The sequence below is a fragment of the Tropicimonas marinistellae genome, assembly GCF_001509585.1.
Classification (GTDB): domain Bacteria; phylum Pseudomonadota; class Alphaproteobacteria; order Rhodobacterales; family Rhodobacteraceae; genus Tropicimonas; species Tropicimonas marinistellae.
The window spans coordinates 328,357-351,123 of sequence record NZ_LNCI01000003.1; the positions used below are offsets into that span (position 1 = coordinate 328,357).

At 66.6% G+C, this 22,767-nt stretch carries 27 protein-coding genes; 14 read left to right on the forward strand and 13 right to left on the reverse strand.

The window, feature by feature from the left end; genetic code table 11:
- Nucleotides 1-7 precede the first annotated feature (7 nt).
- From ARC39_RS07770 to pyrC, 6 genes are all read right to left on the reverse strand, one after another.
- Nucleotides 8-754 (reverse strand): ABC transporter ATP-binding protein, encoded by a 747-nt coding sequence (locus tag ARC39_RS07770; RefSeq protein ID WP_068112557.1) that lies wholly within the window; start codon nt 752-754, stop codon nt 8-10.
- A complete protein-coding gene (locus tag ARC39_RS07775) occupies nt 751-1,554 on the reverse strand; it encodes an MlaE family ABC transporter permease (RefSeq protein ID WP_236545150.1) in 804 nt (267 codons plus the stop codon). The genes ARC39_RS07770 and ARC39_RS07775 overlap by 4 nt, the downstream gene beginning before the upstream one ends.
- Entirely contained in the window at nt 1,551-2,603 is a 1,053-nt protein-coding gene (gene alr, locus ARC39_RS07780) for an alanine racemase (RefSeq protein WP_068112560.1), read from the reverse strand. The genes ARC39_RS07775 and alr overlap by 4 nt, the downstream gene beginning before the upstream one ends.
- 374 nt (nt 2,604-2,977) lie before the next feature.
- Entirely contained in the window at nt 2,978-4,477 is a 1,500-nt protein-coding gene (locus ARC39_RS07785; protein ID WP_149866372.1) for a replicative DNA helicase, read from the reverse strand.
- Between the two features lie 278 nt (nt 4,478-4,755).
- The gene (locus ARC39_RS07790; RefSeq protein ID WP_068112565.1) at nt 4,756-5,430 is read right to left on the reverse strand and encodes an orotate phosphoribosyltransferase; all 675 of its coding nucleotides are present in this window, start codon (nt 5,428-5,430) and stop codon (nt 4,756-4,758) included.
- Between the two features lie 115 nt (nt 5,431-5,545).
- A complete protein-coding gene (gene pyrC, locus ARC39_RS07795) occupies nt 5,546-6,589 on the reverse strand; it encodes a dihydroorotase (protein ID WP_068113241.1) in 1,044 nt (347 codons plus the stop codon).
- Between the two features lie 194 nt (nt 6,590-6,783).
- Here pyrC and ARC39_RS07800 point away from each other — a divergent pair, with 194 nt between their 5' ends.
- The 4 genes from ARC39_RS07800 to ARC39_RS07815 are packed head-to-tail and all read left to right on the forward strand — an operon-like array spanning nt 6,784 to nt 8,760.
- Entirely contained in the window at nt 6,784-7,614 is an 831-nt protein-coding gene (locus ARC39_RS07800) for an urease accessory protein UreD (protein WP_068113243.1), read from the forward strand.
- 8 nt (nt 7,615-7,622) lie between these two features.
- Nucleotides 7,623-7,925, forward strand: a complete 303-nt coding sequence (locus ARC39_RS07805; RefSeq protein WP_068112570.1) for an urease subunit gamma — start codon at nt 7,623-7,625, stop codon at nt 7,923-7,925.
- Between the two features lie 5 nt (nt 7,926-7,930).
- Nucleotides 7,931-8,458: a hypothetical protein gene (locus ARC39_RS07810; protein ID WP_068112573.1), complete on the forward strand. Its 528-nt coding sequence runs from the start codon at nt 7,931-7,933 to the stop codon at nt 8,456-8,458.
- Complete coding sequence (locus ARC39_RS07815) at nt 8,455-8,760, forward strand: urease subunit beta (protein WP_068112576.1); 306 nt, start codon at nt 8,455-8,457, stop codon at nt 8,758-8,760. The genes ARC39_RS07810 and ARC39_RS07815 overlap by 4 nt, the downstream gene beginning before the upstream one ends.
- Nucleotides 8,761-8,891: 131 nt before the next feature.
- Here ARC39_RS07815 and ARC39_RS25580 read toward each other — a convergent pair whose 3' ends face one another.
- Nucleotides 8,892-9,500 carry a hypothetical protein gene (locus ARC39_RS25580; RefSeq protein ID WP_161470943.1) on the reverse strand — a complete coding sequence of 203 codons (609 nt, stop codon included), beginning with the start codon at nt 9,498-9,500 and terminating at the stop codon, nt 8,892-8,894.
- A 542-nt stretch (nt 9,501-10,042) separates the two neighbouring features.
- On the opposite strand from ARC39_RS25580, the gene ureC reads away from it, so the two are divergent.
- From ureC to ureG, 6 genes are all read left to right on the forward strand, one after another.
- Nucleotides 10,043-11,752: an urease subunit alpha gene (gene ureC / locus ARC39_RS07825; protein WP_068112583.1), complete on the forward strand. Its 1,710-nt coding sequence runs from the start codon at nt 10,043-10,045 to the stop codon at nt 11,750-11,752.
- 122 nt (nt 11,753-11,874) lie between these two features.
- Complete coding sequence (locus ARC39_RS07830) at nt 11,875-12,096, forward strand: hypothetical protein (RefSeq protein WP_068112586.1); 222 nt, start codon at nt 11,875-11,877, stop codon at nt 12,094-12,096.
- A gap of 123 nt (nt 12,097-12,219) precedes the next feature.
- The gene (locus tag ARC39_RS07835; protein WP_068112589.1) at nt 12,220-12,858 is read left to right on the forward strand and encodes a hypothetical protein; all 639 of its coding nucleotides are present in this window, start codon (nt 12,220-12,222) and stop codon (nt 12,856-12,858) included.
- Nucleotides 12,859-12,929: 71 nt separating this feature from the next.
- Entirely contained in the window at nt 12,930-13,454 is a 525-nt protein-coding gene (locus ARC39_RS07840) for an urease accessory protein UreE (RefSeq protein WP_068112591.1), read from the forward strand.
- Nucleotides 13,447-14,085 carry an urease accessory protein UreF gene (locus tag ARC39_RS07845; RefSeq protein ID WP_068112593.1) on the forward strand — a complete coding sequence of 213 codons (639 nt, stop codon included), beginning with the start codon at nt 13,447-13,449 and terminating at the stop codon, nt 14,083-14,085. The genes ARC39_RS07840 and ARC39_RS07845 overlap by 8 nt, the downstream gene beginning before the upstream one ends.
- Nucleotides 14,086-14,123: 38 nt before the next feature.
- A complete protein-coding gene (gene ureG / locus ARC39_RS07850; RefSeq protein WP_068112596.1) occupies nt 14,124-14,735 on the forward strand; it encodes an urease accessory protein UreG in 612 nt (203 codons plus the stop codon).
- Nucleotides 14,736-15,145: 410 nt separating this feature from the next.
- Here the strand turns inward: ureG and ARC39_RS07855 are convergent, their stop codons facing one another.
- Together ARC39_RS07855 and ARC39_RS07860 are read right to left on the reverse strand one after the other, a co-directional pair.
- Nucleotides 15,146-16,045, reverse strand: a complete 900-nt coding sequence (locus ARC39_RS07855) for a hypothetical protein (RefSeq protein ID WP_068112599.1) — start codon at nt 16,043-16,045, stop codon at nt 15,146-15,148.
- A gap of 120 nt (nt 16,046-16,165) precedes the next feature.
- A complete protein-coding gene (locus ARC39_RS07860) occupies nt 16,166-16,723 on the reverse strand; it encodes a hypothetical protein (protein ID WP_149866349.1) in 558 nt (185 codons plus the stop codon).
- On the opposite strand from ARC39_RS07860, the gene ARC39_RS07865 reads away from it, so the two are divergent.
- The 3 genes from ARC39_RS07865 (at nt 16,715) to rocF (ending at nt 19,383) form a co-directional block, all read left to right on the forward strand.
- Complete coding sequence (locus ARC39_RS07865) at nt 16,715-17,428, forward strand: YeeE/YedE thiosulfate transporter family protein (RefSeq protein ID WP_268874332.1); 714 nt, start codon at nt 16,715-16,717, stop codon at nt 17,426-17,428. The two genes, ARC39_RS07860 and ARC39_RS07865, sit on opposite strands and share 9 nt — an antisense overlap.
- A 3-nt stretch (nt 17,429-17,431) precedes the next feature.
- Nucleotides 17,432-18,019 carry a YeeE/YedE thiosulfate transporter family protein gene (locus ARC39_RS07870; RefSeq protein WP_068112609.1) on the forward strand — a complete coding sequence of 196 codons (588 nt, stop codon included), beginning with the start codon at nt 17,432-17,434 and terminating at the stop codon, nt 18,017-18,019.
- Between the two features lie 434 nt (nt 18,020-18,453).
- The gene (rocF, locus tag ARC39_RS07875; RefSeq protein WP_068112612.1) at nt 18,454-19,383 is read left to right on the forward strand and encodes an arginase; all 930 of its coding nucleotides are present in this window, start codon (nt 18,454-18,456) and stop codon (nt 19,381-19,383) included.
- A gap of 16 nt (nt 19,384-19,399) precedes the next feature.
- On the opposite strand, the gene ARC39_RS07880 is transcribed toward rocF, so the two are convergent.
- Together ARC39_RS07880 and infC are read right to left on the reverse strand one after the other, a co-directional pair.
- Nucleotides 19,400-20,047, reverse strand: coding sequence for a YceI family protein (locus tag ARC39_RS07880; protein ID WP_068112615.1), 648 nt, complete (start codon nt 20,045-20,047; stop codon nt 19,400-19,402).
- 64 nt (nt 20,048-20,111) lie between these two features.
- Nucleotides 20,112-20,657, reverse strand: coding sequence for a translation initiation factor IF-3 (gene infC / locus ARC39_RS07885; RefSeq protein WP_068112617.1), 546 nt, complete (start codon nt 20,655-20,657; stop codon nt 20,112-20,114).
- A 280-nt stretch (nt 20,658-20,937) separates the two neighbouring features.
- Here infC and ARC39_RS07890 point away from each other — a divergent pair, with 280 nt between their 5' ends.
- On the forward strand, nt 20,938-21,129 hold the full coding sequence (locus tag ARC39_RS07890; protein ID WP_068112620.1) for a hypothetical protein: 192 nt from the start codon (nt 20,938-20,940) through the stop codon (nt 21,127-21,129).
- 297 nt (nt 21,130-21,426) lie between these two features.
- On the opposite strand, the gene ARC39_RS07895 is transcribed toward ARC39_RS07890, so the two are convergent.
- Together ARC39_RS07895 and ARC39_RS07900 are read right to left on the reverse strand one after the other, a co-directional pair.
- A complete protein-coding gene (locus ARC39_RS07895) occupies nt 21,427-22,278 on the reverse strand; it encodes a ferredoxin--NADP reductase (RefSeq protein ID WP_068112623.1) in 852 nt (283 codons plus the stop codon).
- 73 nt (nt 22,279-22,351) lie between these two features.
- Nucleotides 22,352-22,765, reverse strand: a complete 414-nt coding sequence (locus tag ARC39_RS07900) for a DUF934 domain-containing protein (RefSeq protein WP_068112626.1) — start codon at nt 22,763-22,765, stop codon at nt 22,352-22,354.
- Nucleotides 22,766-22,767 lie beyond the last annotated feature (2 nt).

Here is a 22,767-nt window from a genome sequence, read left to right on the forward strand (position 1 = left end):
GTGCGCCTCAGCGCACCGCCTCGATGGGGCCGTCGGCACGGCCGTTGATGAATTGCTCCACGTAGGGGTCGCCGCAGCCGTCCATTTCGGCCACCGTTCCCGTCCATTGGATCACCCCGTCGTGGAGCATCGCCACATCGTCGGCGATGGCGCGGACCGAGGTCATGTCGTGGGTGATGGTGATCGCGGTTGCCCCCATCTCCACCACGATCTCGCGGATCAGGTCGTTGATCACGCCGGCCATGATCGGGTCGAGCCCGGTGGTGGGCTCGTCGAAGAAGATAATCTCCGGATCGGCGGCGATGGCGCGGGCGAGGCCGACGCGTTTCTGCATGCCGCCTGACAGCTCGGCGGGGTAGAGATCGGCGGTTTCGGCCTTCAGGCCGACGCGGCGCAGCTTCTCGATGGCAATCTCGCGGGCTTCCGCCCGCGCGCGTTTCTGGGCGCCGCGCAATAGCCGGAAGGCGACGTTCTGCCAGACGGTGAGGCTGTCGAAGAGCGCCGCGCCCTGGAACAGCATGCCGAAGCGGGCGAGGAAGGCATCGCGGTCGCCCTTGGTCACGGGCTGGCCGCCGACGGTGATGGTGCCGGCATCGGGGGTCACGAGGCCGAGGATGCATTTGAGCGTGACCGATTTGCCGGTGCCGGAGCCGCCGATGATGACCATGGACTCGCCCTTGGGCACGGTGAGGGTGACGCCGCAGAGCACGCGTTTGTCGCCGAAAGCCTTGTGAACGTCCTGAAGCTCGATCATCCGGAGAAGAACACCTCGGTCAGCAGGTAGTTGGAGCCGAGGATCAGCACCGAGGAGGCTACCACGGCGAGCTTGGTGGCCTTGCCGACGCCCTGGGCGCCGCGCCCCGAGGACATGCCGTAGAAACAGCCCATCATGGCGATGATGAAGCCGAAGACCGCGCCCTTGGCGATGCCGGAGGCGACGTCGGCGGCTTCGAGAAAGTCAATGGTGTTCTTGAGATAGGCGGCGGAGTTGAAGTCCAGCCGGTTCACGCCCACGAGCCAGCCGCCCATGATGCCGATGCTGTCGCCCACGGCGACGAGCACCGGGACCGTCAGCGTGGCGGCGAGCACGCGCGGCACGGCGAGGTACTTGATCGGGTTGGTGGAGAGGGTGACCAGCGCGTCGATCTGCTCGGTCACCTTCATCGTGCCGATCTCGGCGGCGATGGAGGAGGCGACGCGGGCGGCGACCATCAGCCCGCCGAGCACCGGGCCGAGCTCGCGTGCCATGCCGATGGCGACGATGGAGGGCACGGCGGCCTCGGCGGAGAAACGTGAGGATCCGTCGTAGATCTGCAGCGCCAGCGCGCCGCCGGTAAAGAGCGCGGTAAGCCCGACTACGGGCAGCGAGTACCACCCGATGGTCATGATCGCGTGGGCGAACTCACGCGGGTAGAAGGGCGGGCGGATCAGGTGGCTGATCACCGTCAGCGTGAAGATCGCCATGCGGCCAACGCTTGCCAGCCCGGCCAGGACGGGCCGCCCGATGGCCGCGAGGGGGCGCGCCAGGTAGCGCGGGGCCGGTGCGGCGCTCACGGCTGACCGCCGCCGATGCTCTTGCGGACGTAGCGGCCGCCGAGCGATGTGAGGATTTCGTAACCGATGGTGCCGGCCGCGTCGGCCACGTCGTCCACCGTCTGATCCGGGCAGAGGATGTCGAGGCTCGCGGGGACGTAGCCGAGCCCGCCGATGTCCACGGTGATCAGGTCCATCGAGACCCGGCCGACGATCGGGCAACGCGTGCCGTCGGCAAAGAGGGCACCGGTATTGGAGAGGCTGCGCAGAAGCCCGTCGGCGTAGCCTGCGGAGACCGTTGCGATGAGGCGCTCGTCGGGGGCTGTCCAGGTGGCATTGTAGCCGACGGATTCGCCCGGGGTGACGATGCGGGTCTGGATGACCGGCAGCGAGAGCCGGGCCACCGGCGCGGCCTCGGCAAAGGGGCGGCCGCCGTAGAGGCCGATGCCGGGGCGCGTGAGGTCGAAGTGGTATTCCGGGCCGAGCAGCGTGCCGCCGGTGGCGGCCAGCGACCGGGGGATGCCGATGCCATCGGTCAACTCACGGAAGACGCGCAGCTGTTCGGCGTTCTGCGGGCTGTCGGGCTCGTCGGCGCTCGCCAGGTGGCTCATCAGCAGTTCCGGGTGCTGCGCCAGCGCCAGCTCGCCAACGGCGGCCCATTCCTCCGGCTCCAGGCCGAGGCGGTTCATGCCGGTATCGAGCTGGACACCGAAGGGCGCGCCCGGAAGTGCTTCGAAATGCCGGGTCAGCTGCTCGATGGAGTTGAGCATCGGGATCAGGTCGAGGTCGTGGATCATGTCGGTATCGCCGGCCATGTGGCCGCCGAAGACGTAGATCTGGGGACCGCGGCCAAGGGCCTCGCGCAGCACCGCGCCTTCCTCGGCCACGGCGACGAAGAACCGCCGCGCCCCGGCCCGCGCCAGTGCCCGCGCGACCCGTGCCGCGCCAAGGCCATAGCCATCGGCCTTGACCACCGCGCCGGTCTCGGTGGTGTCGCCGGATTTCGCGTTGAGCGCCTGCCAGTTCGCGGCAATCGCATCGAGATCTATCGTAAGTTTGCCCGTCGCCATGCAGACGGTTCTGACATCCCGACGCGCGAGGTCAAGCGCAAAGGCGCGGGTGGGCGAGGGAAGGCGCGCGTCGCTTCATGGGGGGGGCGGGCGCCGTGCGTCGGCGGGTCCGTGGGGCGGCGACCGTCGGTCGATCCGGGAGCGATTTATCTCTCCGTCCCGAAAGACCATTGAGCGGCGCGCCAACGCCTCCCAATCGCCGGCCCGGAGAGCGGGCTTGCGCGATGCTTCGGGTGTCTTTCGGGGAAGGAGCCGTGACTGGGCCAGACCGAGGGGGCAGTCTGGCGCTGTCACGGCCGGCTGCGCCTTTGCCTCGTGCCGGGGCGCTTTCGCCCGGCCAGATCGCCGCCCGACCGGCTTCGCCCTTGGGCGGCTCAATACTCCTCGCCGTCCCTCTGCCAGGGTTGGACGAGGTTGCCGAAGCGGGTGAAACGGCCCTCGAAACTCAGCTCCACCGAACCGATGGGCCCGTGACGCTGCTTGCCGATGATCACCTCGGCCTTGCCGTGCAGGCGTTCCATGTCTTCCTGCCACGTGGCCATGGCTTCGAGGTTGTCCTCGCCGGGTTTCTCGCGTTCCTTGTAGTATTCGCCGCGGTAGACGAACATCACCACGTCGGCGTCCTGTTCGATGGAGCCCGATTCCCGGAGGTCGCTCAGCTGCGGCCGCTTGTCGTCCCGGCTCTCCACCTGGCGCGAGAGCTGCGACAGGGCGACGACGGGGATGTCGAGTTCCTTCGCGATGGCCTTCAACCCTTGCGTGATCTCGGAGACCTCGTTGACCCGGCTGTCCTTGGCCGAGGCGGGGCGGACGAGTTGCAGGTAGTCCACGAAGAGCGCGTCGAGCCCGTGCGTCCGCTTGAGCCGCCGCGCCCGCGCCGCGAGTTGGCTGATCGGCAGGGCGGGGGTATCGTCGATGAAGAGCGGGCAGGCTTCGAGCTGCTTGGCGGCGGTGACGAAGCGGCGGAACTCCTCCTCCGTCATGTCGCCGCGGCGGATCTGTTCGCTGGGCACTTCGGAGGCTTCCGACAGCACACGGGCCGCCAGCTGCTCGGCCGACATCTCCAGCGAGTAGAAGCCCACGACGCCGCCGTTCACGGTGCCTTCGCTGCCGTCGGGCAGCGTGCCGCGACGATAGGCTTTCGCGATATTGAAGGCGATATTGGTGGCGAGCGACGTCTTGCCCATGGACGGGCGCCCGGCAAGGATCAGAAGGTCGGAGCGGTGCAGGCCGCCGAGCTTCTTGTCCAGGTCGTCGAGCCCGGTGGAGACGCCCGCCAGACCGCCGTCGCGCTGGTAGGCGGCATGGGCCACTTCCACGGCATCGGTGATCGCGCGCAGGAAACTCTGGAACCCGGTTTCGGACTTGCCCTGTTCGCCCAGCTTGTAGAGCGCCTGCTCGGCCTCCACGATCTGCTCCTTGGGCTCGGAGGACACGTCGACATTGCCCGCCTTCGCGGTGATGTCCTTGCCAAGCGAGATCAGTTCGCGCCGGATCGCCAGGTCGTAGATGATCTGGGCATAGTCGCGCGCCGCGAAGCTGGAAATCGCACCGCCCGCAAGCTTGGCGAGATAGGCCGGCCCGCCCAGTTCCTTCAGGCCCGGATGGTCCTCCAGGAACGCCTTCAGGGTGACCGGGGTGGCCTGCATGTTCTTGGCGATCCGGGCGCTGGCGACCTCGTAGATCTTCGCGTGCACCGGATCGAAGAAGTGCTTCTCGGAAATGACGGACGCGACCCTGTCGTAGATATCGTTGTTTGTCAGGATCGCGCCCAACAGCTGCTGCTCGGCCTCGATATTATGCGGAAGTACCTCCTCCGCTTCTGCACTGCCCGTATCCGCCTGTGCTGCCAATCTCGCCGGGACCGCCCCCATGCCCGCCAGTTCATTCATCGCCGTACTGCTCGCTCTTTTTTATTCCCGCTGTCATAGCGACAGCGTCGAGGGACGGTCAAAATGTATATCTCTGTGGAGAACCTGTGAGCGACCGTCGTTGGGCTTATCTTGCGTCACATGCGCGGCACACGTCAATATAGAGTGGTGCTGGGTGGGCGGTACCGGCAGAAATGAGACACCGGGGCAAAAGTTTTCCGGTTGAGATTTTATTCGTTCGACGGCCCAAGCGCGTTTGAGCGCGGCGAATCGCTGCAGGCTCACCCGCGTGCCGCCTGCCATGCGCGCGGGTCGTCAAGGAAGGCCTCGACATCCGTCAACGTGGCCGCGTCGAAGGCTTCGCGCCGGCGCGCCTCGGCCAGGACGTCGCGCCACGTGCACAGGTGGTGCAGTGCAACGCCATGGTCGCCCAGCGTTTTCGTCGTTTCGGGAAAGATCCCGTAGTAGAAGATGACCGCGGTGTGCGCGCAGGCAGCGCCGGTGGCGCGGATCGCATCGACGAAGCTGAGCTTGGATCCGCCATCGGTCGTGAGGTCTTCCACGAGGAGCACCCGGTCGGAGTCTCCCATCACGCCCTCGATTCGCGCGTTGCGTCCGTAGCCCTTGGGCTTCTTGCGCACGTAGGTCATCGGCAAGCCCATGCGCTCCGCCACCAGCGCGGCAAAGGGGATGCCGGCGGTCTCGCCTCCGGCGATATTGGTGAAGGCCTCGAAACCAGCGTCGCGCAGAACCTTGGCGGTCAGGAAATCCATCAGCGTCGCGCGGATGCGCGGGTAGGAGATCAGCTTGCGGCAGTCGATGTAGGTCGGCGAGGGCAGGCCGGATGCCAGCGTGAAGGGCTCGGTGGCATTGAAATGCACTGCGCCGATTTCAAGGAGCATCCCGGCGGTCAGGCGGGCCATCGTGGCGTCGTCAACATGCGTGGTCGGGATCATCTCGGAACCTCCTGGTGGTGATCGGTGCCCCGCTTCCCCGTCGACGCGTACGACGGGACCGGGGGACTTGAGTTTTCTTGCCTCCGGCGGGGATATTTCCGGACAGAAGAAAAGGCTAGGCCTTCGTGACGTGCCAGTTGACCGGGCGGCCGGGGTCGAACAGGACCACCGGTCCCTCGCCGGTTTCCAGGCTGGCGGGGATGTCGAGGGGGGCGCCCCGTTCCAGCGTGATCGTCGCGTCGTTCGGCGGCATCCGGTAGAAGGTTGGACCGTTCAGGGAGGCAAAGGCTTCGAGCCGGTCGAGGGCGTTCGCCTCGTCGAACACCTGCGCCAGACAGGCCATGGTAACGGGGGCGGAGAAGACGCCGGCACAGCCGCAGGCCGATTCCTTGTTGGCCTGGGTATGTGGGGCGGAATCGGTGCCGAGGAAGACATACGGGAAACCGGAGGTCGCGAGCTCCACGAGCGCCGTGCGGTGGCTCTCGCGCTTGGCGACGGGCAGGCAGTAATAGTGCGGCTTGATGCCGCCCACGAGGATGTGGTTGCGGTTGATCATCAGGTGATGCGTGGTGATCGTGGCGCCGAGGGTTCCGTCGCTCTCGCGCACGTAAGCGCAGGCATCGGCGGTGGTGATGTGCTCCATGACCACCCGCAGGCCCGGCGTGCGGCGGCGGATCGGGTCGAGCACGCGGTCGATGAACACCGCCTCGCGGTCGAAGATGTCGATGTCGGGATCGGTGACCTCGCCGTGCACGCAGAGCGGCACGCCGGCCTCGGCCATCGCGTCGAAAACCGGTTGCACGCGCGCCATGTCGCGCACGCCGGAGGCGGAATTGGTGGTGGCGCCGGCCGGGTAGAGCTTGACGGCCGCGATCAGCCCGGAGGCATGGGCGGCAACGACGTCGGCCGAGTCGGTCTGCTCGGTCATGTAGAGCGTCATCAGCGGCGTGAAGTCGGCGCCGGGCGGCAGCGCGGCGAGAATGCGCGCGCGGTAGGCGGCCGCATCCGCCGAGGTCACCACCGGCGGCACGAGGTTCGGCATGATGATGGCGCGGGCGAAGTGGCGCGTCGTTTCGGGCAGGACGGCTTGGAGCATTGCGCCATCGCGCAGGTGCAGGTGCCAGTCGTCGGGGCGGCGGAGCGTGAGGGTCTGGGTCATGTCGCTGCGGGCATAGCCCAGCAATCGCGCCACTGCCAGCCCGCCGTGGCGCGCAGATGGCGGAAAGGTCTGCCCGGAAACTGTGCAATGGTCAAAAATCATGCGCAATTCGCCGCGCATGCCGTCTTGCCGCGTTGCAGCATTGCGGGGGCCGGGGTAGGGTGCGCGAAACATTCGGAGGCCACTTGCTCGACATCGCCCCAGCAGACCGGACGAAGCTGCAGCGCGCCCGCGGGCGCGCCGAGGTTTCGTTTTGTCAGCGCGGCGGTCTCGCGCGCCTTGAGCGGCTGCACCAGTCGGGCTGCGCCAAGGCAATGCTGCCGCGTGTTTCGGGACTGCGGGATGCGGCCCCCGAGGTGGTTTTTCTCAATACCGCCGGCGGACTGACGGGCGGCGACCGGCTGGGCTATGGCGTGGAACTTGCCGCGGGGACGCGGGTTGTCGCCACAACGCAGACGGCCGAGCGTGCCTATGCCGCCTCCGGGGCGCAGGCCCGCGTGCGGATGCGGGCGCAGGTGGGGCAGGGGGCGCGGCTGGACTGGCTGCCACAGGAGACGATCCTGTTCGACGGGGCGGCGCTGGATCGCGAGACACGTATCGAACTGGATGGCGATGCGCAGCTTCTGCTGTGCGAGACGCTCGTGCTGGGCCGGGCCGCGATGGGCGAAACCGTTCACCGGCTGCGCCTGAGCGACAGGCGCGAGGTGTGCCGCGACGGCCGGCCGGTGCTGGTGGATGCGGTACGGATCGACGACGGCGTCCTTGCGCGGCGCTCTGGCGCGGCGCTGTTCGGAGAGGCGCGGGCCATGGCGCTGGTTGCGCTCGTGGCGCCGGGCGCGGAGGACGCCGTTGGGCCGGTGCGTGCCTGTCTGGCCGAATGCGCCTGTGTCGCAGAGGCCAGTGGTTGGGACGGTCGATGTCTGATACGTCTGGCCGCGTGCGATCTGTGGCCTTTGCGGCAGACGTTGATACGGGTTTTGACACAGCTGCGCGGCACCCTGCCGCCGCGTGTCTGGCAGATCTGAGGAGCAAGATGAACCTGACCCCCCGCGAAAAGGACAAGCTGCTTGTCAGCCTCGCCGCCATGGTGGCGCGTGGCCGGCTGGAGCGCGGCGTGAAGCTGAACCATCCCGAAGCGATTGCCCTGATCACCGACTTTGTCGTTGAAGGCGCGCGTGACGGGCGCTCGGTTGCCGAATTGATGGAGGCTGGTGCCGGCGTCGTGCGCGCCGAGCAATGCATGGACGGAATCGCGGATATGATCCACGAAGTGCAGGTCGAAGCGACCTTTCCGGACGGCACCAAGCTCGTGACCGTTCATCACCCGATCCGGTAGGTCCGATGCTCGCCTCGCTCCTCCTGTCTGCCCTTGCGGGCTTCCTGACGCCACAGGCCGAACCCTATGTCGCGAAGGCTTTCGCGCGGCTCGGCAAGGGGGAGTGGCGGCCGCTGGAGGCACGGGAGCTGCGCGTCCTTTCCTTCGGGCTCATGCTCTTGCTTGCCGCGACGGCCGGGCCATTCCTGGACGCGGACAGCTCGGCCTGGCTCGCTGCGGCTGGCGGTTTGCTCGGGTATTTCGGACGCGACCTGTATGCATTTGCGCGCGATCCCGACGGCGCGAAGGGCGACCCCGGGGACGACTGGGATGGCGAGGTGACGGAACCGGGCAAGCATGCCTCGATGGAGGATCTGCTTGCCGAGGGGAGTGCGCCGCCGGGCGGCGGTGGCACGCGCGAAGACGACGCGGACGAGACCCTGCGCGCGGTCAAGGAGGCCGTCTGGCCGGGCAGCGCGACCGAGACCGAGACACAACCTGCTCCGGACGCGGAGCCCGACCAAACGCCCGATCCGAAGGAGGACGCCAAATGATTCCAGGCGAGATCATGACCGCCGATGGCGACATCACCCTGAATGCCGATCGCGAGGCGCTGGTGCTGATGGTGGCCAATACCGGCGACCGGCCGGTGCAGGTGGGCAGTCACTACCACTTTGCCGAGACCAACTCGGCGTTGGATTTCGACCGTGATGCCGCGCGCGGCATGCGGCTCGATATTGCCGCTGGCACAGCGGTACGATTCGAACCGGGCCAGAGCCGGGAGGTGGCGCTCGTGCCGCTCGCCGGCGCGCGCGCGGTCTATGGATTCAACCAGGCCGTGATGGGAGCCCTCTGAGGGGCCGCGGCCAGTCCCGCGCGAGCAGTCGCGGGTATTTCAAGCAAGGGGAAGAACGAAATGATCCAGTACATGACGCCGGTAGACGTCTTGCGGACGAGCATGGCGGTCTGGAGCCGCGCGGCTGAACTTCAGGTCGAGATGTTTCGGATGACATTCGGCATGGCGGAGGCGATGTACGATCCCTCCAAGTCGCCGGGTGTCGCGATGATGCGCATGATGCAGCCCTCCGGCCGGACGCCGGACAGCAAACCCGCGCCTGCCAAGGCACCGGTTCGCAAGACGGCCCGCCCGGCCGCCGGCGCCGCGCGTCTGCGTGCCGTCGAACCCGAAACAGACGCGCCGAAACCTGCTGCCCGCAAGCCTGCTGCCCGCAAAGCCGCCGCGACGACCAAGCCCGTGGCAAAACGGGCCACATCCTCGGCCGCGACGAAGCGCACGGCGGCGAAAGCGACAGGGACGGCGAAAGCGACCGGGGCGGCGAAGACGAGCGCGGCATCCAAACCGGCGGCTGTGGAAACCGCGGCCGTGGTCGAAACCTCGGCGCCTGCGCCCAAGACAGCGAAGACGACCGCACGCCGCCGTGCGCCGGCGAAGCCTGCGACGCCGACCAACCTGACCACGCCGGAGGCGGCGCCCGCGAAGGCGCCCGCGAAGCGCAAGGCGCCTGCCACGCGACGCAGCGCGGCAGCCAAGGCAGCGACACCCGCCGAAAAGGCGCCTGCCGAATCGGCAGCCAAGCCGGCCCCGCGTCGCCGGACCGCAGCCAAGCCGGCGGCTACGCCAAAAGTTGCCGCGAAAGAAACGGCAATAAAACAACCGGTTGAGAGCCCTGCGGCAAAAGGGACCAAAGAGTGATCGCTAACCTCCGGAAATCAACCCTTGCGCCTTCGGGCGCGAGGACTAGGTTAGTTAGCAAGAAAAAGCTGCCGGAAAGCGCCTCTCATGCGTCGTCTTACGTTGATCGACAGACTGCTTGGATTGCTGGCCCCTGCGCCGCAGCCGGTTCCGGTCCCGGTCCGGGATCCCAAGGGTCCGCGTCGCTGACAGCCCGCCTGCCGCGGATCTCCGTGCGCCCCCGGGTCTGTGTTATTGGTTCCACAACGCCCATGAGCGGCCGCTGGTGGATGCAGCGCATCTGTGTCGTAGCGCGCGCGTTTGATGCTGCCCGCGCCTTGCCGCGCGCGTCTGTGGCTCCCCCCGAAATCTCCGCATTCGGCCTGCAACGCCTTCCCGGCGTTGGCCGCTCCATCCTTTCCGCCGCCTGAAGAACGGACCTGCCATGCCCGCCAGTATCTCCCGCGCCGCCTATGCCGACATGTACGGCCCCACGACCGGAGACCGGGTGCGCCTGGCCGATACCGATCTTGTCATCGAGGTTGAGAAAGACCTGACAACCTACGGGGAAGAAGTGAAATTCGGTGGCGGCAAGGTGATCCGGGACGGGATGGGCCAGAGCCAGGCCACCCGTGAAGAGGGCGCGGTGGACACGGTGATCACCAACGCGCTGATCCTCGACGTGACGGGCATCTACAAGGCCGACGTCGGATTGAAGGACGGGCGCATCGCCAAGATCGGCAAGGCCGGCAACCCCGATACGCAGCCGGGCGTGGACATCGTGATCGGCCCGGGCACCGAGGCGATCGCGGGCGAGGGCAAGATCCTGACGGCCGGCGGGTTCGACAGCCATATCCATTTCATCTGCCCGCAGCAGATCGAGGACGCTTTGCATTCCGGTCTGACCACCATGCTCGGCGGCGGTACCGGCCCGGCGCATGGCACGCTGGCCACCACCTGCACGCCCGGGCCCTGGCACATCGGGCGGATGCTGCAATCTCTGGATGCCTTCCCGATGAATTTCGGCCTGTCCTGCAAGGGGAACGCCAGCCAGCCTGCGGCGCTGGTCGAAATGGTGTCGGCGGGCGCCTGCGCGATGAAACTGCACGAGGATTGGGGGACGACGCCGGGGGCCATCGACTGCTGCCTCTCCGTGGCCGACGACATGGACGTGCAGGTGATGATCCATACCGACACGCTCAACGAGTCGGGCTTCGTCGAGAACACGGTGGCGGCGATGAAGGGCCGGACGATCCACGCCTTCCACACGGAAGGTGCGGGCGGCGGGCACGCGCCGGACATCATCAAGGTCTGTGGCGAGGCGCATGTCATCCCGTCCTCGACCAACCCGACTCGGCCCTACACGGTGAACACGCTGGAAGAGCATCTCGACATGCTGATGGTTTGCCACCACCTCGACAAGGCGATCCCGGAGGATGTGGCCTTTGCCGAGAGCCGGATCCGCAAGGAGACCATCGCGGCGGAGGACATCCTGCACGACATGGGCGCGTTTTCGATCATCGCGTCCGACAGCCAGGCCATGGGGCGGGTCGGCGAGGTGATCATCCGGACCTGGCAGACGGCGCACAAGATGAAGGTTCAGCGCGGCCGCCTGGCCGAGGAGACGGGGGACAACGACAATGTCCGCGTCAAGCGATACGTCGCGAAGTACACCATCAACCCGGCGATCACCCATGGCATGTCGGCCCATATCGGGTCGATCGAAGAGGGCAAGCGGGCGGATCTCGCGCTCTGGTCACCGGCCTTTTTTGGCGTGAAACCGGAGATGGTGCTGCTCGGCGGCACGATTGCCGTGGCGCAGATGGGCGACCCGAATGCCTCTATCCCGACGCCGCAGCCCGTCTACACGCGGCCGATGTTCGGCGCCTTTGGCCGCTCGGTGGAGCGTTCGGCGGTCACTTTCGTTTCCGCTGCAGCCCAGGCCGACGGGATCGGCGCATCGCTGGGGCTATCCAAAGACACGTTTGCAGTGGGCGACACCCGCGGCATTGGCAAGGCCGACATGGTGATGAACGACGCCCGTCCGGAGATCGACGTGAATCCGGAGACATACGAGGTGCGCGCCGACGGCGAGTTGCTGACCTGCGAGCCGGCCAGAGAACTTCCCATGGCGCAGCGCTACTTCCTGTTCTGATCTCGGCCATTCCATTATGCAGGCGCAGCATGCGCGGTATGCGCCGGCCTTGATAGCGCTCACATGCCTGGGCGTTGTAGGTAGGAGATAGGGGAGAAGTGCTGATCTAAAAAGGGTATTCCATGTCTGATCTCACCACGACCACCACCGGCAGCGCGCCTGGTTTCGGCGACATCCTTGGGGGCCGGTTGCGCTTGATCGCCGAAGCCGTGGGCACGATCCGATTGGGGATCCGACTTCAACGGGAGTACGACGCGCTGAGCCGCCTGTCGGACGCCGAGTTGGAACGTCGGGGTCTCTCCCGCGAAACCCTGGTCCGGCACGTCTATTCCGAAATCCTCTGACTCGCGGCATGCGCGGACATCGGTCCCGGTACTGCGGCGCATTCGCATCTGGTCCGACAGCGATTGCGGCGACGCGGGCGCGCGAACTCGTCAATATCGCGGTTGCGTGCTAGCGTCGCGCGCATGCGTCCAGCCACCGCCAGACTTCACGTCCTCTGCTCAACGACCGTATTCGTTTCAGTAGTTTGTTCAATCCCGGCGCTTGCGGAATGCCCGACCCGCGCGTCGCTGGCGGCGGGCGAACCGGCCTATGTTGCCTATCCCGACGGCTCGATCGTGGATCTGCGCTGGCTCGGGGATGGCAGGGTACAGGAAACAACGCGCTTTCCGGATCGCACGGGCGAATTCCGCATGGTTTCGGTTGGCGGCGTTTTCATCGTCGATGAGGTCGATCTCGACGGAGAAACGGAACTCGACTACAGCCGCATCACCAGCACGTACCCCGCCACGTTGAGCGCGCATGTTCCGCTGGCCGCCAATACCGAATTCGCCGTGGCGGCGGTCAACAGTTTCGCGGATGGAACGCCGGCGGAGGAGGAACATATCTCCGTGCGCACCGGCGGGCTGGCAACCATCGACATTGCCGGCTGCCCTTACGAGGGTTTCCCGGTGTTGATCACCTACCGCTGGGGCGTGGAAAGCTTCACCTCCATGATGACCCATCTGCCGGACCTGGGCGTTTCGCTGGAACTGGCGCGCATGGACCAGGGGGCGGACCCTGAACCGTTTGCGCCGGTCTGGTTCGATCTCGACCCGCCGTGAACCCCTTTTCCTGCCGCAGTGCAGCGGCTAGGCTGCGCCGGTGCCGGGACTACCATGAACGGAGGCGGAAGATGGGCGAACTAGGGCGTGCGCAGGTGGTGGAGCGCGGCGGCGGCGCCGTGGCCGCGGATTGCGTTCGGCTGGACTACGAGGGCCGTTTTCTGCGACGCCGGCGGCTTGTGACCGATGGCGGGGATTCGCTGGTCGTGGACCTTGCGGAGACGACCTCGCTGGAGGACGGCGACGCGCTGGTGCTCGAAAGCGGGCTGCGCGTGGCGGTGGCTGCGGCCGAGGAACCCCTGCTCGTCGTGAGCGGCGACAATCTTCCACGGCTGGCGTGGCACATCGGGAACCGGCACACGCCCTGCCGGATCGAAGCCGACCGGCTGCTGATCCGCGACGATCACGTGCTGGCCGACATGCTGCGCCGGTTGGGTGCGGAGGTGACGCCGATCCGGGCGGCCTTTTCGCCGGAGGGCGGTGCCTATGGCCACGGGCGGACGATGGGACACGACCACGGGCACGAACATGATCACGGGCACGCGCACGGCCACGAGCATGGACACGGCCACGGACATGCGCATTCCCATGAGTGACGCCGATCTCTTGACGTTGACGCAGTGGCTCTCCCCGGCATTTCCCGTCGGGGCCTACGCCTATTCCCACGGGCTGGAGGCGGCGGTTGCGGCAGGCGAGGTCGCCACCGCGTCGGGGCTGGCGGTGTGGCTGGAGGATGTGCTGCGGTTCGGCAGCGGCAGGAACGACGCGATCCTGCTGTCGCTGGCAATGCGCGGCGCGGCAGCGGCGGACGAGCTGTCGGCACTGGCCGAGGCGCTGGCGTCATCCGAAGAGCGCCACCGGGAGACGATGGAGCAGGGTGCGGCCTTCGTCCGGGCGGTGAATGCGCTGACCGGCCGGGACCTCGCGCCGATGGCGCTTCCGGTGGCCGTGGGTGCGGCAACGGCGGCACTTTCGCTGCCGGTGGAGAGGGTCGCGGCGCTCTACCTGCACGCGTTTGCCTCCAACCTGGTGTCTGCGGCGGTGCGGTTCGTGCCGCTTGGCCAGACAGAGGGCCAGCGCGTGCTGGCCGGTCTGCACGCGGCGATTGCGGAGGTGGCGGAAGATGCCGCCGGTGCCGCGCGCGACGACATCGGCAGTGCGGCTTTCGGCGCCGATCTGGCGGCCATGCGGCATGAGCGCCAGGACGTGCGGATCTTCAAGACGTGACCGCTGGCGGTTCACCCATTCCAGACAGGAGACATCCCATGCCCAGCCCTCACGGCCCCCTGCGCGTCGGCATCGGCGGCCCCGTCGGCGCCGGAAAGACGACGCTGACCGAGCAGCTTTGCCGCGCGTTGGCGCCGCGGTTCTCGATGGCCGTGGTCACCAACGACATCTACACCAGCGAGGATGCCGAGTACCTGATGCGGGCCCAGGTCCTGCCGCTTGAACGCGTGCGCGGCGTGGAGACGGGCGGCTGCCCGCATACGGCCATTCGCGAGGATGCCTCGATCAACCTTGCCGCGATCGACGCGCTGGTGGGGGATTTTCCGGATCTCGACCTGGTGCTGATCGAATCCGGTGGCGACAACCTTGCCGCGACCTTCAGTCCGGAACTGGCGGATCTGACGCTTTACGTGATCGACACGGCGGCCGGGCAGGATATTCCGCGCAAGAAAGGGCCGGGGTTGACCCGCTCGGACCTGCTGATCGTCAACAAGACCGATCTCGCGCCCCACGTGGGTGTCGATGCGGCCAGGTTGGAGGCCGATACGGCCGCTGCGCGGGGCGGACGCCCGTATGTCATGGCAGCACTGCGGCAGGGGCGCGGCGTGGAAGACGTCGCGGCGTTCATCGTTCGGGAAGGCGGGCTCTGAGGCCGGTGGGACATGCCGCGCACCGTCGGTGCGCGGGGCGGCGTTCTCCCCTTTGATCCAACGCGCACGATCGCCGTGTGGCCGAGGAAGATCCCACCTCCGGACTGCCGAGTACGGATCGGCGGCGCCGGGGGGCGCTGCCCCCCGGACCCCCTGGGATATTTCCGGACAGAAGAAACAGGGCGCGGCGTGGTCCAGTTTGCGTTTCGTTGTTTCGCAGTCATGCAACACGATCCAGCCGTTCGAGTGCGGCTGTCCGAGGCGCGCGAAACCGGTGCCCGCCCTGGCGGCGTGCCAAGATACAGGTCGGCCTGACGGCCGTGTCCCGCGCTTGGGGGTCGGGAGGCGGGGCGGTGCCCGAGAGTCAGGGGATGTGTGGCGGGTGCGGGGGCGCGGTGTGCGCCGGCGGGTCAGGTTGACCGCGTCCCGCTCTCATCCGACAGCACGCTTTCCGCCGCGCGGGCCCAGCGATTGCGCAGGCCGGGGCGTTTCGCGGCGTCGAGCTGGCGCTCAACGCGGCGCAGGTAGGGTTTGTGGCCATAGCGCGCGCGGTAGAGGTCGTGAAAGACGCCCGGTGCAAATCCGGGTTTGCCCGCCGCGCGCAGAAGCGGCAGCAGAACGCCCATCTGCAGCAGGTCCTTTTCCGGCGCCTTGCCGAGGCGCGGGCAGTCGAGCCGGGTCAGCTCGGGCCGCGCGAACAGCGTGGCGTGCATCGCGTCTTCCGGCACGCGCGGGTCGTGGATGAGAAACACCCGGTCCGCGGCATCGAGCATGTCGGGCGCATAGGCATAGCGCGAGGTGAAGTCGGTGCGGCGCAGCGCGGGATAGCGCCGATCCCAGGGGGTCACGTTCGGATCGAGCGTCGCCATTGGCCGGACCAGGACGACGGTCGCGCCCGGCGCGGCGACGGAGAAGGCGGCGGCGGCGTAACCGCAGGGGCCTGCGCCGTAGAAGATGACCCGGTCGAAGCCGAAGAAAAACCCTTCGTCGATCAATTCGTCGAAGAAGGCGTAGACCGCGTCGGACCGGAAGAAGGTCGTGCCGTCGCAATAGAGGCACAGGTGCGACCAGCCTTCGCGTCCGGCCACGTTCAGCCCCATGGGCAGGTGCGGCGCGGGGCCGTTTGTGAAGCTCTCCCGCGGCTCGAAGGTAACGATCAGCGTGTCGTCGTCTTCGGTGTAGAGCGCGCCGTGAGACGCGTCGATTCGCCGGTGGAAGCCATGATCGGCGCCGTGGATTTCCAGACGCTCCAGCCAGTCTGGCTGCGCGGTCGGGTCTTGCGGTCGGGTCTGGCTGGCGCCTTGGGTCATGGGATTGAGCAACTCACTACGGATATGATGACGGCTATACCTTCGCGGAGCAATCAAGCCAAAATGGGACCGAATTGGGAACAGGCCTAGGGTATCCGGTGGCAGACGTCGGACCAAGCGTTACCCATTCCAACGTGACAGGAAAGTAACCACATTTCCGCGGGATTGTCGCGGGAAATAGATCAATCCGGCCGATGCCATCTGTGCGAAGAGCGCGGCGATTGCGGATTTCTCGCCCGGAAGGCGCAGGACGGCCCCGCGTAGGCCCTCAAGGGGCAGGGGAGGGGGCAGGGTTGATTGGCCGTCCGACCTGTCCCCGATCACCAGCGTGAAATCGGGCAGGTCCGGCAGTGTTGCGGTCAATGTCACCCGCACCAGCGCATTTTCCGCCATCACCTTGTCGAGGTAGGTGCGTTTCTCCGGGGTAGGCTCGAGCACGGTGACGTGCCGCACGCCAAGTTGCCCGGCCAGCAGGGCAGGAATCAGCCCGGAGCCGCCACCGAGAACGAGGATCCGGTCCACCGGGCGGGCTACGCTAAGGGCCGCCTTGGCGAGACCGTCTCCCGAACCGCCGTCGCGCAGCTCAGAGAGGTCGTTGGTTGCAAGGATCTGTTCGGCGCCGGGAAACCGGAAGCCGCGTACGTCCACACATCCCGTCTCGTCCATGCCGTGCGTCATTCTTCCCTCGTCGCGGCTGTTCCAGCGAAGCTCTATCCGAGAAACGGAGGTCTGGGCAATCGTCGCGCCAGTGCCCGGATTGACCGAGATCAAAGCACCGGGCAATCAGATCAACATATTCATATAAATACATACAAAGGGAGAGCGGAAATGGTTCTTAACTGGAAACTGGGAGGGGTCCTGCTCGGGCTGGTCTTCTTCCTCGCGGTCCTGCTGGTCAAGCCGATCGGCGTGTCAACCCAGTTCGTCATCCTTGACGGTATCTTGTGGAACGCGGCCGACCCGAGTGTCGTGGTGCAGACCGAAGATGGCGCCTACACATCCACCAACGCCTACCTGGCCAAGTCCTCCGGGAAATACGCCAAGTCGGTGTCGGAGCCGATGAACTACAGCTTCGTCTTCGTGATCGCGATGATGATCGGCGGGTTTCTGTCGGCGATGGCGCGGGGCGGGGTGAGTCGCGAGGAGCAGAAGATGCCGGCGATCTGGCGCGCCAATTTCGGCGGCAGCACCGGCTCGCGCTTCCTTGCCACATTTGTCGGCGGCTTCATCGTGCTCTACGGGGCACGGCTGGCCGGGGGCTGCACGTCCGGTCACATGATGTCCGGCATGATGCAGACGGCGCTGTCGGGGTACATTTTCGCGGCCGGCGCGTTTCTTGCGGCCGTTCCGACCGCGATGTTCCTGTTTCGCGAGGAGGGCTGAGCCATGGTGTCGATCTTACTTGCGTTGCTCATTGGCGGTGCATTCGGTGCGGTGCTTGATCGAATTGGGGCGTCGAACCCGAACTACATCGGTAATATGCTGAATTTGAAAAATCTTCACTTGATGAAGACGATTTTACTGGCCATAGGAACCGGTTCTGTGCTCATGTTCGCCGGACAAATGTTGGGGCTGGTTGACGTGGGTCACATGTCGGTCAAAACCGCGTATGTCGGAGTTTTTGTGGGTGGGTTGCTCCTAGGCTTCGGTTGGGCCCTGTCCGGATATTGTCCGGGAACGGGCCTGGTGGCCGCGGCTTCGGGACGGCGCGACGCGCTGGCTTTCATTGCCGGCGGCTTGTTGGGCGCCGCAGCCTATATGGCAACCTATCCGGCAGTTGAGTCCACGGGCATGCTCGACGCGATCGCCGGTGGCAAGGTTACGCTGGGCGCCGTGCCCGGTGCGAAATACGAGGGGGTGACCGCCCTGCCGGGAGATGTCCTGGGGATCGCTCTGGGACTCGCGTTCATCGTGGTGGCGATACTGCTGCCTGAACGGATCACCGGTGAGGCAGACCCGGTCGCCGCCGAGTAACCATGTCCAGGGAGGGGACACCCGGCCGGAGAGGCGGTGCGTGCATCGTTTGTCCGGCCGGTTCGCGTTCAGGGACATGCATTTGTAGCGCGGTTTGCGCCTGAGCCGGGACCGCAGCGAGGTCGGTCGGCTGCGCGAGGGCGGTATTTTCCCATAGGGCAAGGCATGCGCGAGACCGGTCGTGCGATGGGTCGGCGCGGAGAGACGTTCTCTGGCGCGGGCCGGGGAAACCCTGCTGCCGCGCGCTTTGCGCGCGGCCCGGCCCAACCGCCGCCGGGGCATCTGTCGATGCCGCGGCGGTGGGCGGGAGCCCGCCGCGCATGTCGTGCGAGTTGCCACGGCGATCCGCCTCGCCTAGACATTTCCAAACGCAAACGCCCCTGTAGCCGGGGCCGCTCTCGCCGCGGCCCAGGAGGGGACATCGGGATCGCGCCATGGAAAAGATCGTTCTGGTCGGAGCGCCGGTGGAAGAAGGCAGTGGCCGCCGGGGGTGCCTGATGGGGCCGGATGCGTTCCGTGCCGCCGGTCTGGCGGAGAACCTTGAGGCGCTTGGTTACACAATCGAGGATCTCGGCAATGTGCGCCCGGAGGCGGCGGCCGATATCGTTGCCAGCCCGGACATGCCGCCGGCATTGCCACAGGTCGCGGGCTGGACGCGCAGCCTGCTTGCGCAGGCGCAGCAGCTGGGCGGGCAGGATGTCTTCCCGGTCTACCTGGGGGGCGATCACAGCCTGTCGCTCGGCACGCTGGCGGGCCATGCCAGGGCCGCGCGGGACGCGGGCCGGCCGCTCTTCGTTCTGTGGCTGGACGCCCATGCCGATTTCAACACCTTCGAGAGCAGCGAGACGGGCCATCTCCATGGCATGCCACTTGCGTTTGCCTGCGGTTTGCCGGGGTTCGATGCGGTTCTCGGCCGCCCGCTGGATGCGAAAATCGACCCGTCTCAGGTCTGTATTCTCGGCCTGCGCTCCGTGGATCGCCGCGAAGGCACGATGTTGCGCGACGCCGGTGTGGAGGCATATGACATGCGGGCGATCGACGAGGCCGGTGTCGAGCGGTTGCTGGAACCCTTCCTGGAACGCGTCGCCGCCGCCGGTGGGTTCCTGCACGTGAGCCTTGACGTGGATTTCCTCGATCCCGGCATCGCTCCCGCGGTCGGCACGACGGTTCCGGGCGGCGCCACCTTCCGCGAGGCGCATCTGGTGATGGAGATGCTGCATGACAGCCGGTTGGTGACCTCGCTCGATCTGGTTGAACTCAACCCGTTCCTTGACGAGCGCGGGCGCACGGCGACGCTTATGGTCGATCTTGCCGCCAGCCTTTTCGGCCGCCAGGTGCTGGACAGGCCGACCCGCGCCTACTGAGCCTGCGGCGGGCGCGTTACTCGACCCGGCGCATGGTGACGCGGATGTCGAGATGCACCTCGTCCCCCACCATCCCGGCCCAGCCGTCGGCGCCAAACTCGCTGCGCCGGACAACGCCCCACAGGTGCACCGTCAGGAGGGAGAGGTCTCCGGGCGCGGTGCCCGCCGGGCGATAGATCTGCGCCTGAAGCGTGATCGGCCGCGTGATGCCCCGGATCGTCAGCAGGCCATGCACGCGCGCCATCCGACCGTCCGCCCGCAATTCCGTTGTCGCGAATTCCAGCGTCGGGTGCCGTGCGCTGTGCAGCACGCGAGGGCCGCGCAATTCTCGCGTGGCAAAGGGAAAACTCGCGCGGGCCCGGGTCGTGTCCAGCACCACGTGGACGCGGCTGTTGCGCGGGGTGTCGGCGTCCAGCGCCAGTTTCGCGCCGAGGACCGGCAGCACGCCGGTGATGCTGTCGGGGCCGAACCGGACCACGAAGCCGACGCGCGACGCGTTGCCATCGAGGTCATACCGCACGGTGGCCGCCGTGGCGGGCGGTGGCTGCATTGCCAGCGCGGCGACGAGGAGGAGCAATCGCAGGATCGCAGTTGCGACGGTCCGGTCGTGCCACGCCGTGTGCCGGATCCGGTAGCGTTCGCGATATCGCCCGCCACCCGCCATGGCCGGCCCCGGAATCAAAAAGCCCCCGCGCGAGGCGGGGGCCGGGATGTCGGTGGTTGCGGGGTCACTTGCCCAGCGGTCCGATCATCATGACCATCTGGCGGCCTTCCATCTTCGGCATGTTCTCGACCTTGCCGAGGTCCTTGATGTCTTCGGCCACGCGCTCGAGCAATTCGCGCCCGAGGTTCTGGTGGGCCATCTCGCGTCCGCGGAAGCGCAGGGTGACCTTCACCTTGTCGCCATTCTCCAGGAAGCGGGTGACGTTGCGCATCTTGACGTCGTAGTCATGCGTATCGGTGTTGGGGCGGAACTTCACCTCCTTCACCTCGATTGTTTTCTGCTTCTTCTTGGCTTCGGATTCGCGCTTCTGCTGTTCGTACTTGTACTTGCCGAAATCCATGATCTTGCAGACCGGCGGCGTGGCGTTCGGCGAAATCTCGACCAGATCGAGGCCGACCTGTTCGGCCAGTTCCATGGCTCTGGACGGAGAAACGACGCCGACGTTCTGGCCCTCGGGGCCGATCAGCCGGATTTCGGTGGCCCGGATGCGTCCGTTGACACGGGGGCCGGTGTCGCGTTGGGGCGGCGCGTTGTGAGGTCTGCGGGCTATAGCGTATGTCCTTCAGTCGCTGCGGAAAAGTGCGGGGAAAATACCGATCATGCTCCCCCGTTTCAAGCGAATTGCGCCGAAATGCCGTCACCTTATGCACGTCCCGGGCCGGATTGACCGGCGATCGGGCAACGCGTGGGCCGGCGGTTCTCTGCCGGGTGGGTGGCAAAGGCCCGCTGAAACGGGTGGCGGGTACTGGTCGTGGAGCGTTTGATGCACATGTGATGCGGGTGCCGCGCTATGATCGGGGCACGGGACTTCAATGGAAAGGATATCCGAGATGGGAAAGACCGTTGGAATTGTTGTCGCCGCAATCGTCGTTATCCTTGCGATCTGGTACGTGATGCAGCCGGGGGATGAGATGCCCGCGGGTGGCGAGGCCGCCGCACCTGCCGAGTCGGCAGAGCCCGCGCAAACCGACGATGCCGCAGCCGACACGGCCGCCGAGGGCGACGGGGCGTCGTCGCAATAGCGGCGCGCCGCGCTTCGAGACCGAATTGATCGTTAGCGCATAGGACCAGGCTGGTCGGCAGGAATTGCAGAAACTCGATGCCCGGAGGGTGCTCCACCGGGACGATGGCGTGTGGTGCCGATTCCGCAGATGTCAGCCGGCAGCGCATGGCATGCCGATGAAAGGAAAAACCGCGCCTGCATTTGGCGCGGTCATTCTTCCTGCGGTCTTTCGGTTACTGCAAAGGTGAGCCCTGCGCGGCCTGCGCCAGTCTGTGGGCGTGGCCGACAGTGCAGGTAAGGCTGGAAGGGGGCAACGTCAGTCGACGAAGGCCTTTTCCACCACGTATTCCTTGGGTTCGGAATTCGCGCCCTCGTGCAGGCCGTAGTCCTCGAGCATTTCCTTGATCTCGAGGTTGAAGGCGAGGTTGCCGCAGACCATGGCGCGGTCCGTTTCCGGCGCGATCGGGTCGATGCCGAGATCGGCAAAGACTTCTCCGGAGCGCATGAGGTCGGTGATCCGCCCCATCTTGGGGCTCTCCTCGCGCGTGGTGGTCGGGTAGTAGCGCAGCTTCTCGTGGAAGCCCTCGCCCATCAGTTCCGCCAGAAGCTCGTCCTTGCGGATGCTGTCGATCAACTCGGCACCATAGGCGAGTTCGCCCACTTCTCGGCAGGTATGGGTGATGATGACCTCGTCGTAATCCTCGTAGGTCTGCGGCTCGCGCAGGAGCGAGGCGAAGGGGGCAAAGCCGGTGCCAGTGGCGAAGAACCACAGCCGCTTGCCCGGCAGCAACGCGTCATGCACCAGCGTGCCGACGGGTTTGGGGCGCAGTATGATCTGGTCGCCGACCTCGATCTTTTGCAGCCTGGAGGTCAGCGGGCCGTCCGGTACCTTGATCGAGTAGAATTCGAGTTCTTCGTCCCAGGACGGCGAGGCGATGGAATAGGCGCGCAGGATCGGCTTCTGCTTGCCTGTCTTCGGGTCCGGATCGCCCATCAGGCCGATCATCACGAACTCGCCCGAACGGAAGCGGAGCGATTGCGGCCGCGTGCAGCGGAAATGGAACAGCCGGTCTGTCCAGTGCTTGACGAAGGTCACGGTCTGCGCGTCGGGCAGGGTGGGAACGGCCTTGATCGGTTGTGCGTCGGTCACGGGTTTCTGCTCGGTCATCTACATCCTGCCGAGGCCGTGCGGCCCCGTCCTTTTCCTATATTCCGAAGATTGAATTTCTGGAAGGGCCGCGTCAGCCTGCGAGGCGCGACCGATAGTCGTGGGCCTTCCAGTCGGCACGGGCGCGCCATTGTGCTTCAGGCTGGCGGGTGGCGAGATCGTCGTCGATCTCCACCTCGTCGAAACCGGAGCGGCGCGCCATGGCGTATTGATCGGCAAGCACGTGCCCGCGTGCCCGAAGGCGCCCGGAGTAGCCCATCCGGCGCAGGGCGCGGGCGATGGAGAATCCGCGGCCGTCTGCGAAGCTGGGGAAATCCACCCGGATCATCGGGATTTCCGCAAGCCGGCACGCGACGTCCCGCGGATCGGTGTCGGAGGCGAGGTCAAGCGCCGGTGCGGCGCCGTTCGCGGGCAGGGTTTCCAGCGTTGCGAATTCGCCTTCGAAGGTGTCCGGGCCAAAGCCCGCGTCGGTCACGATGACAGTCATGG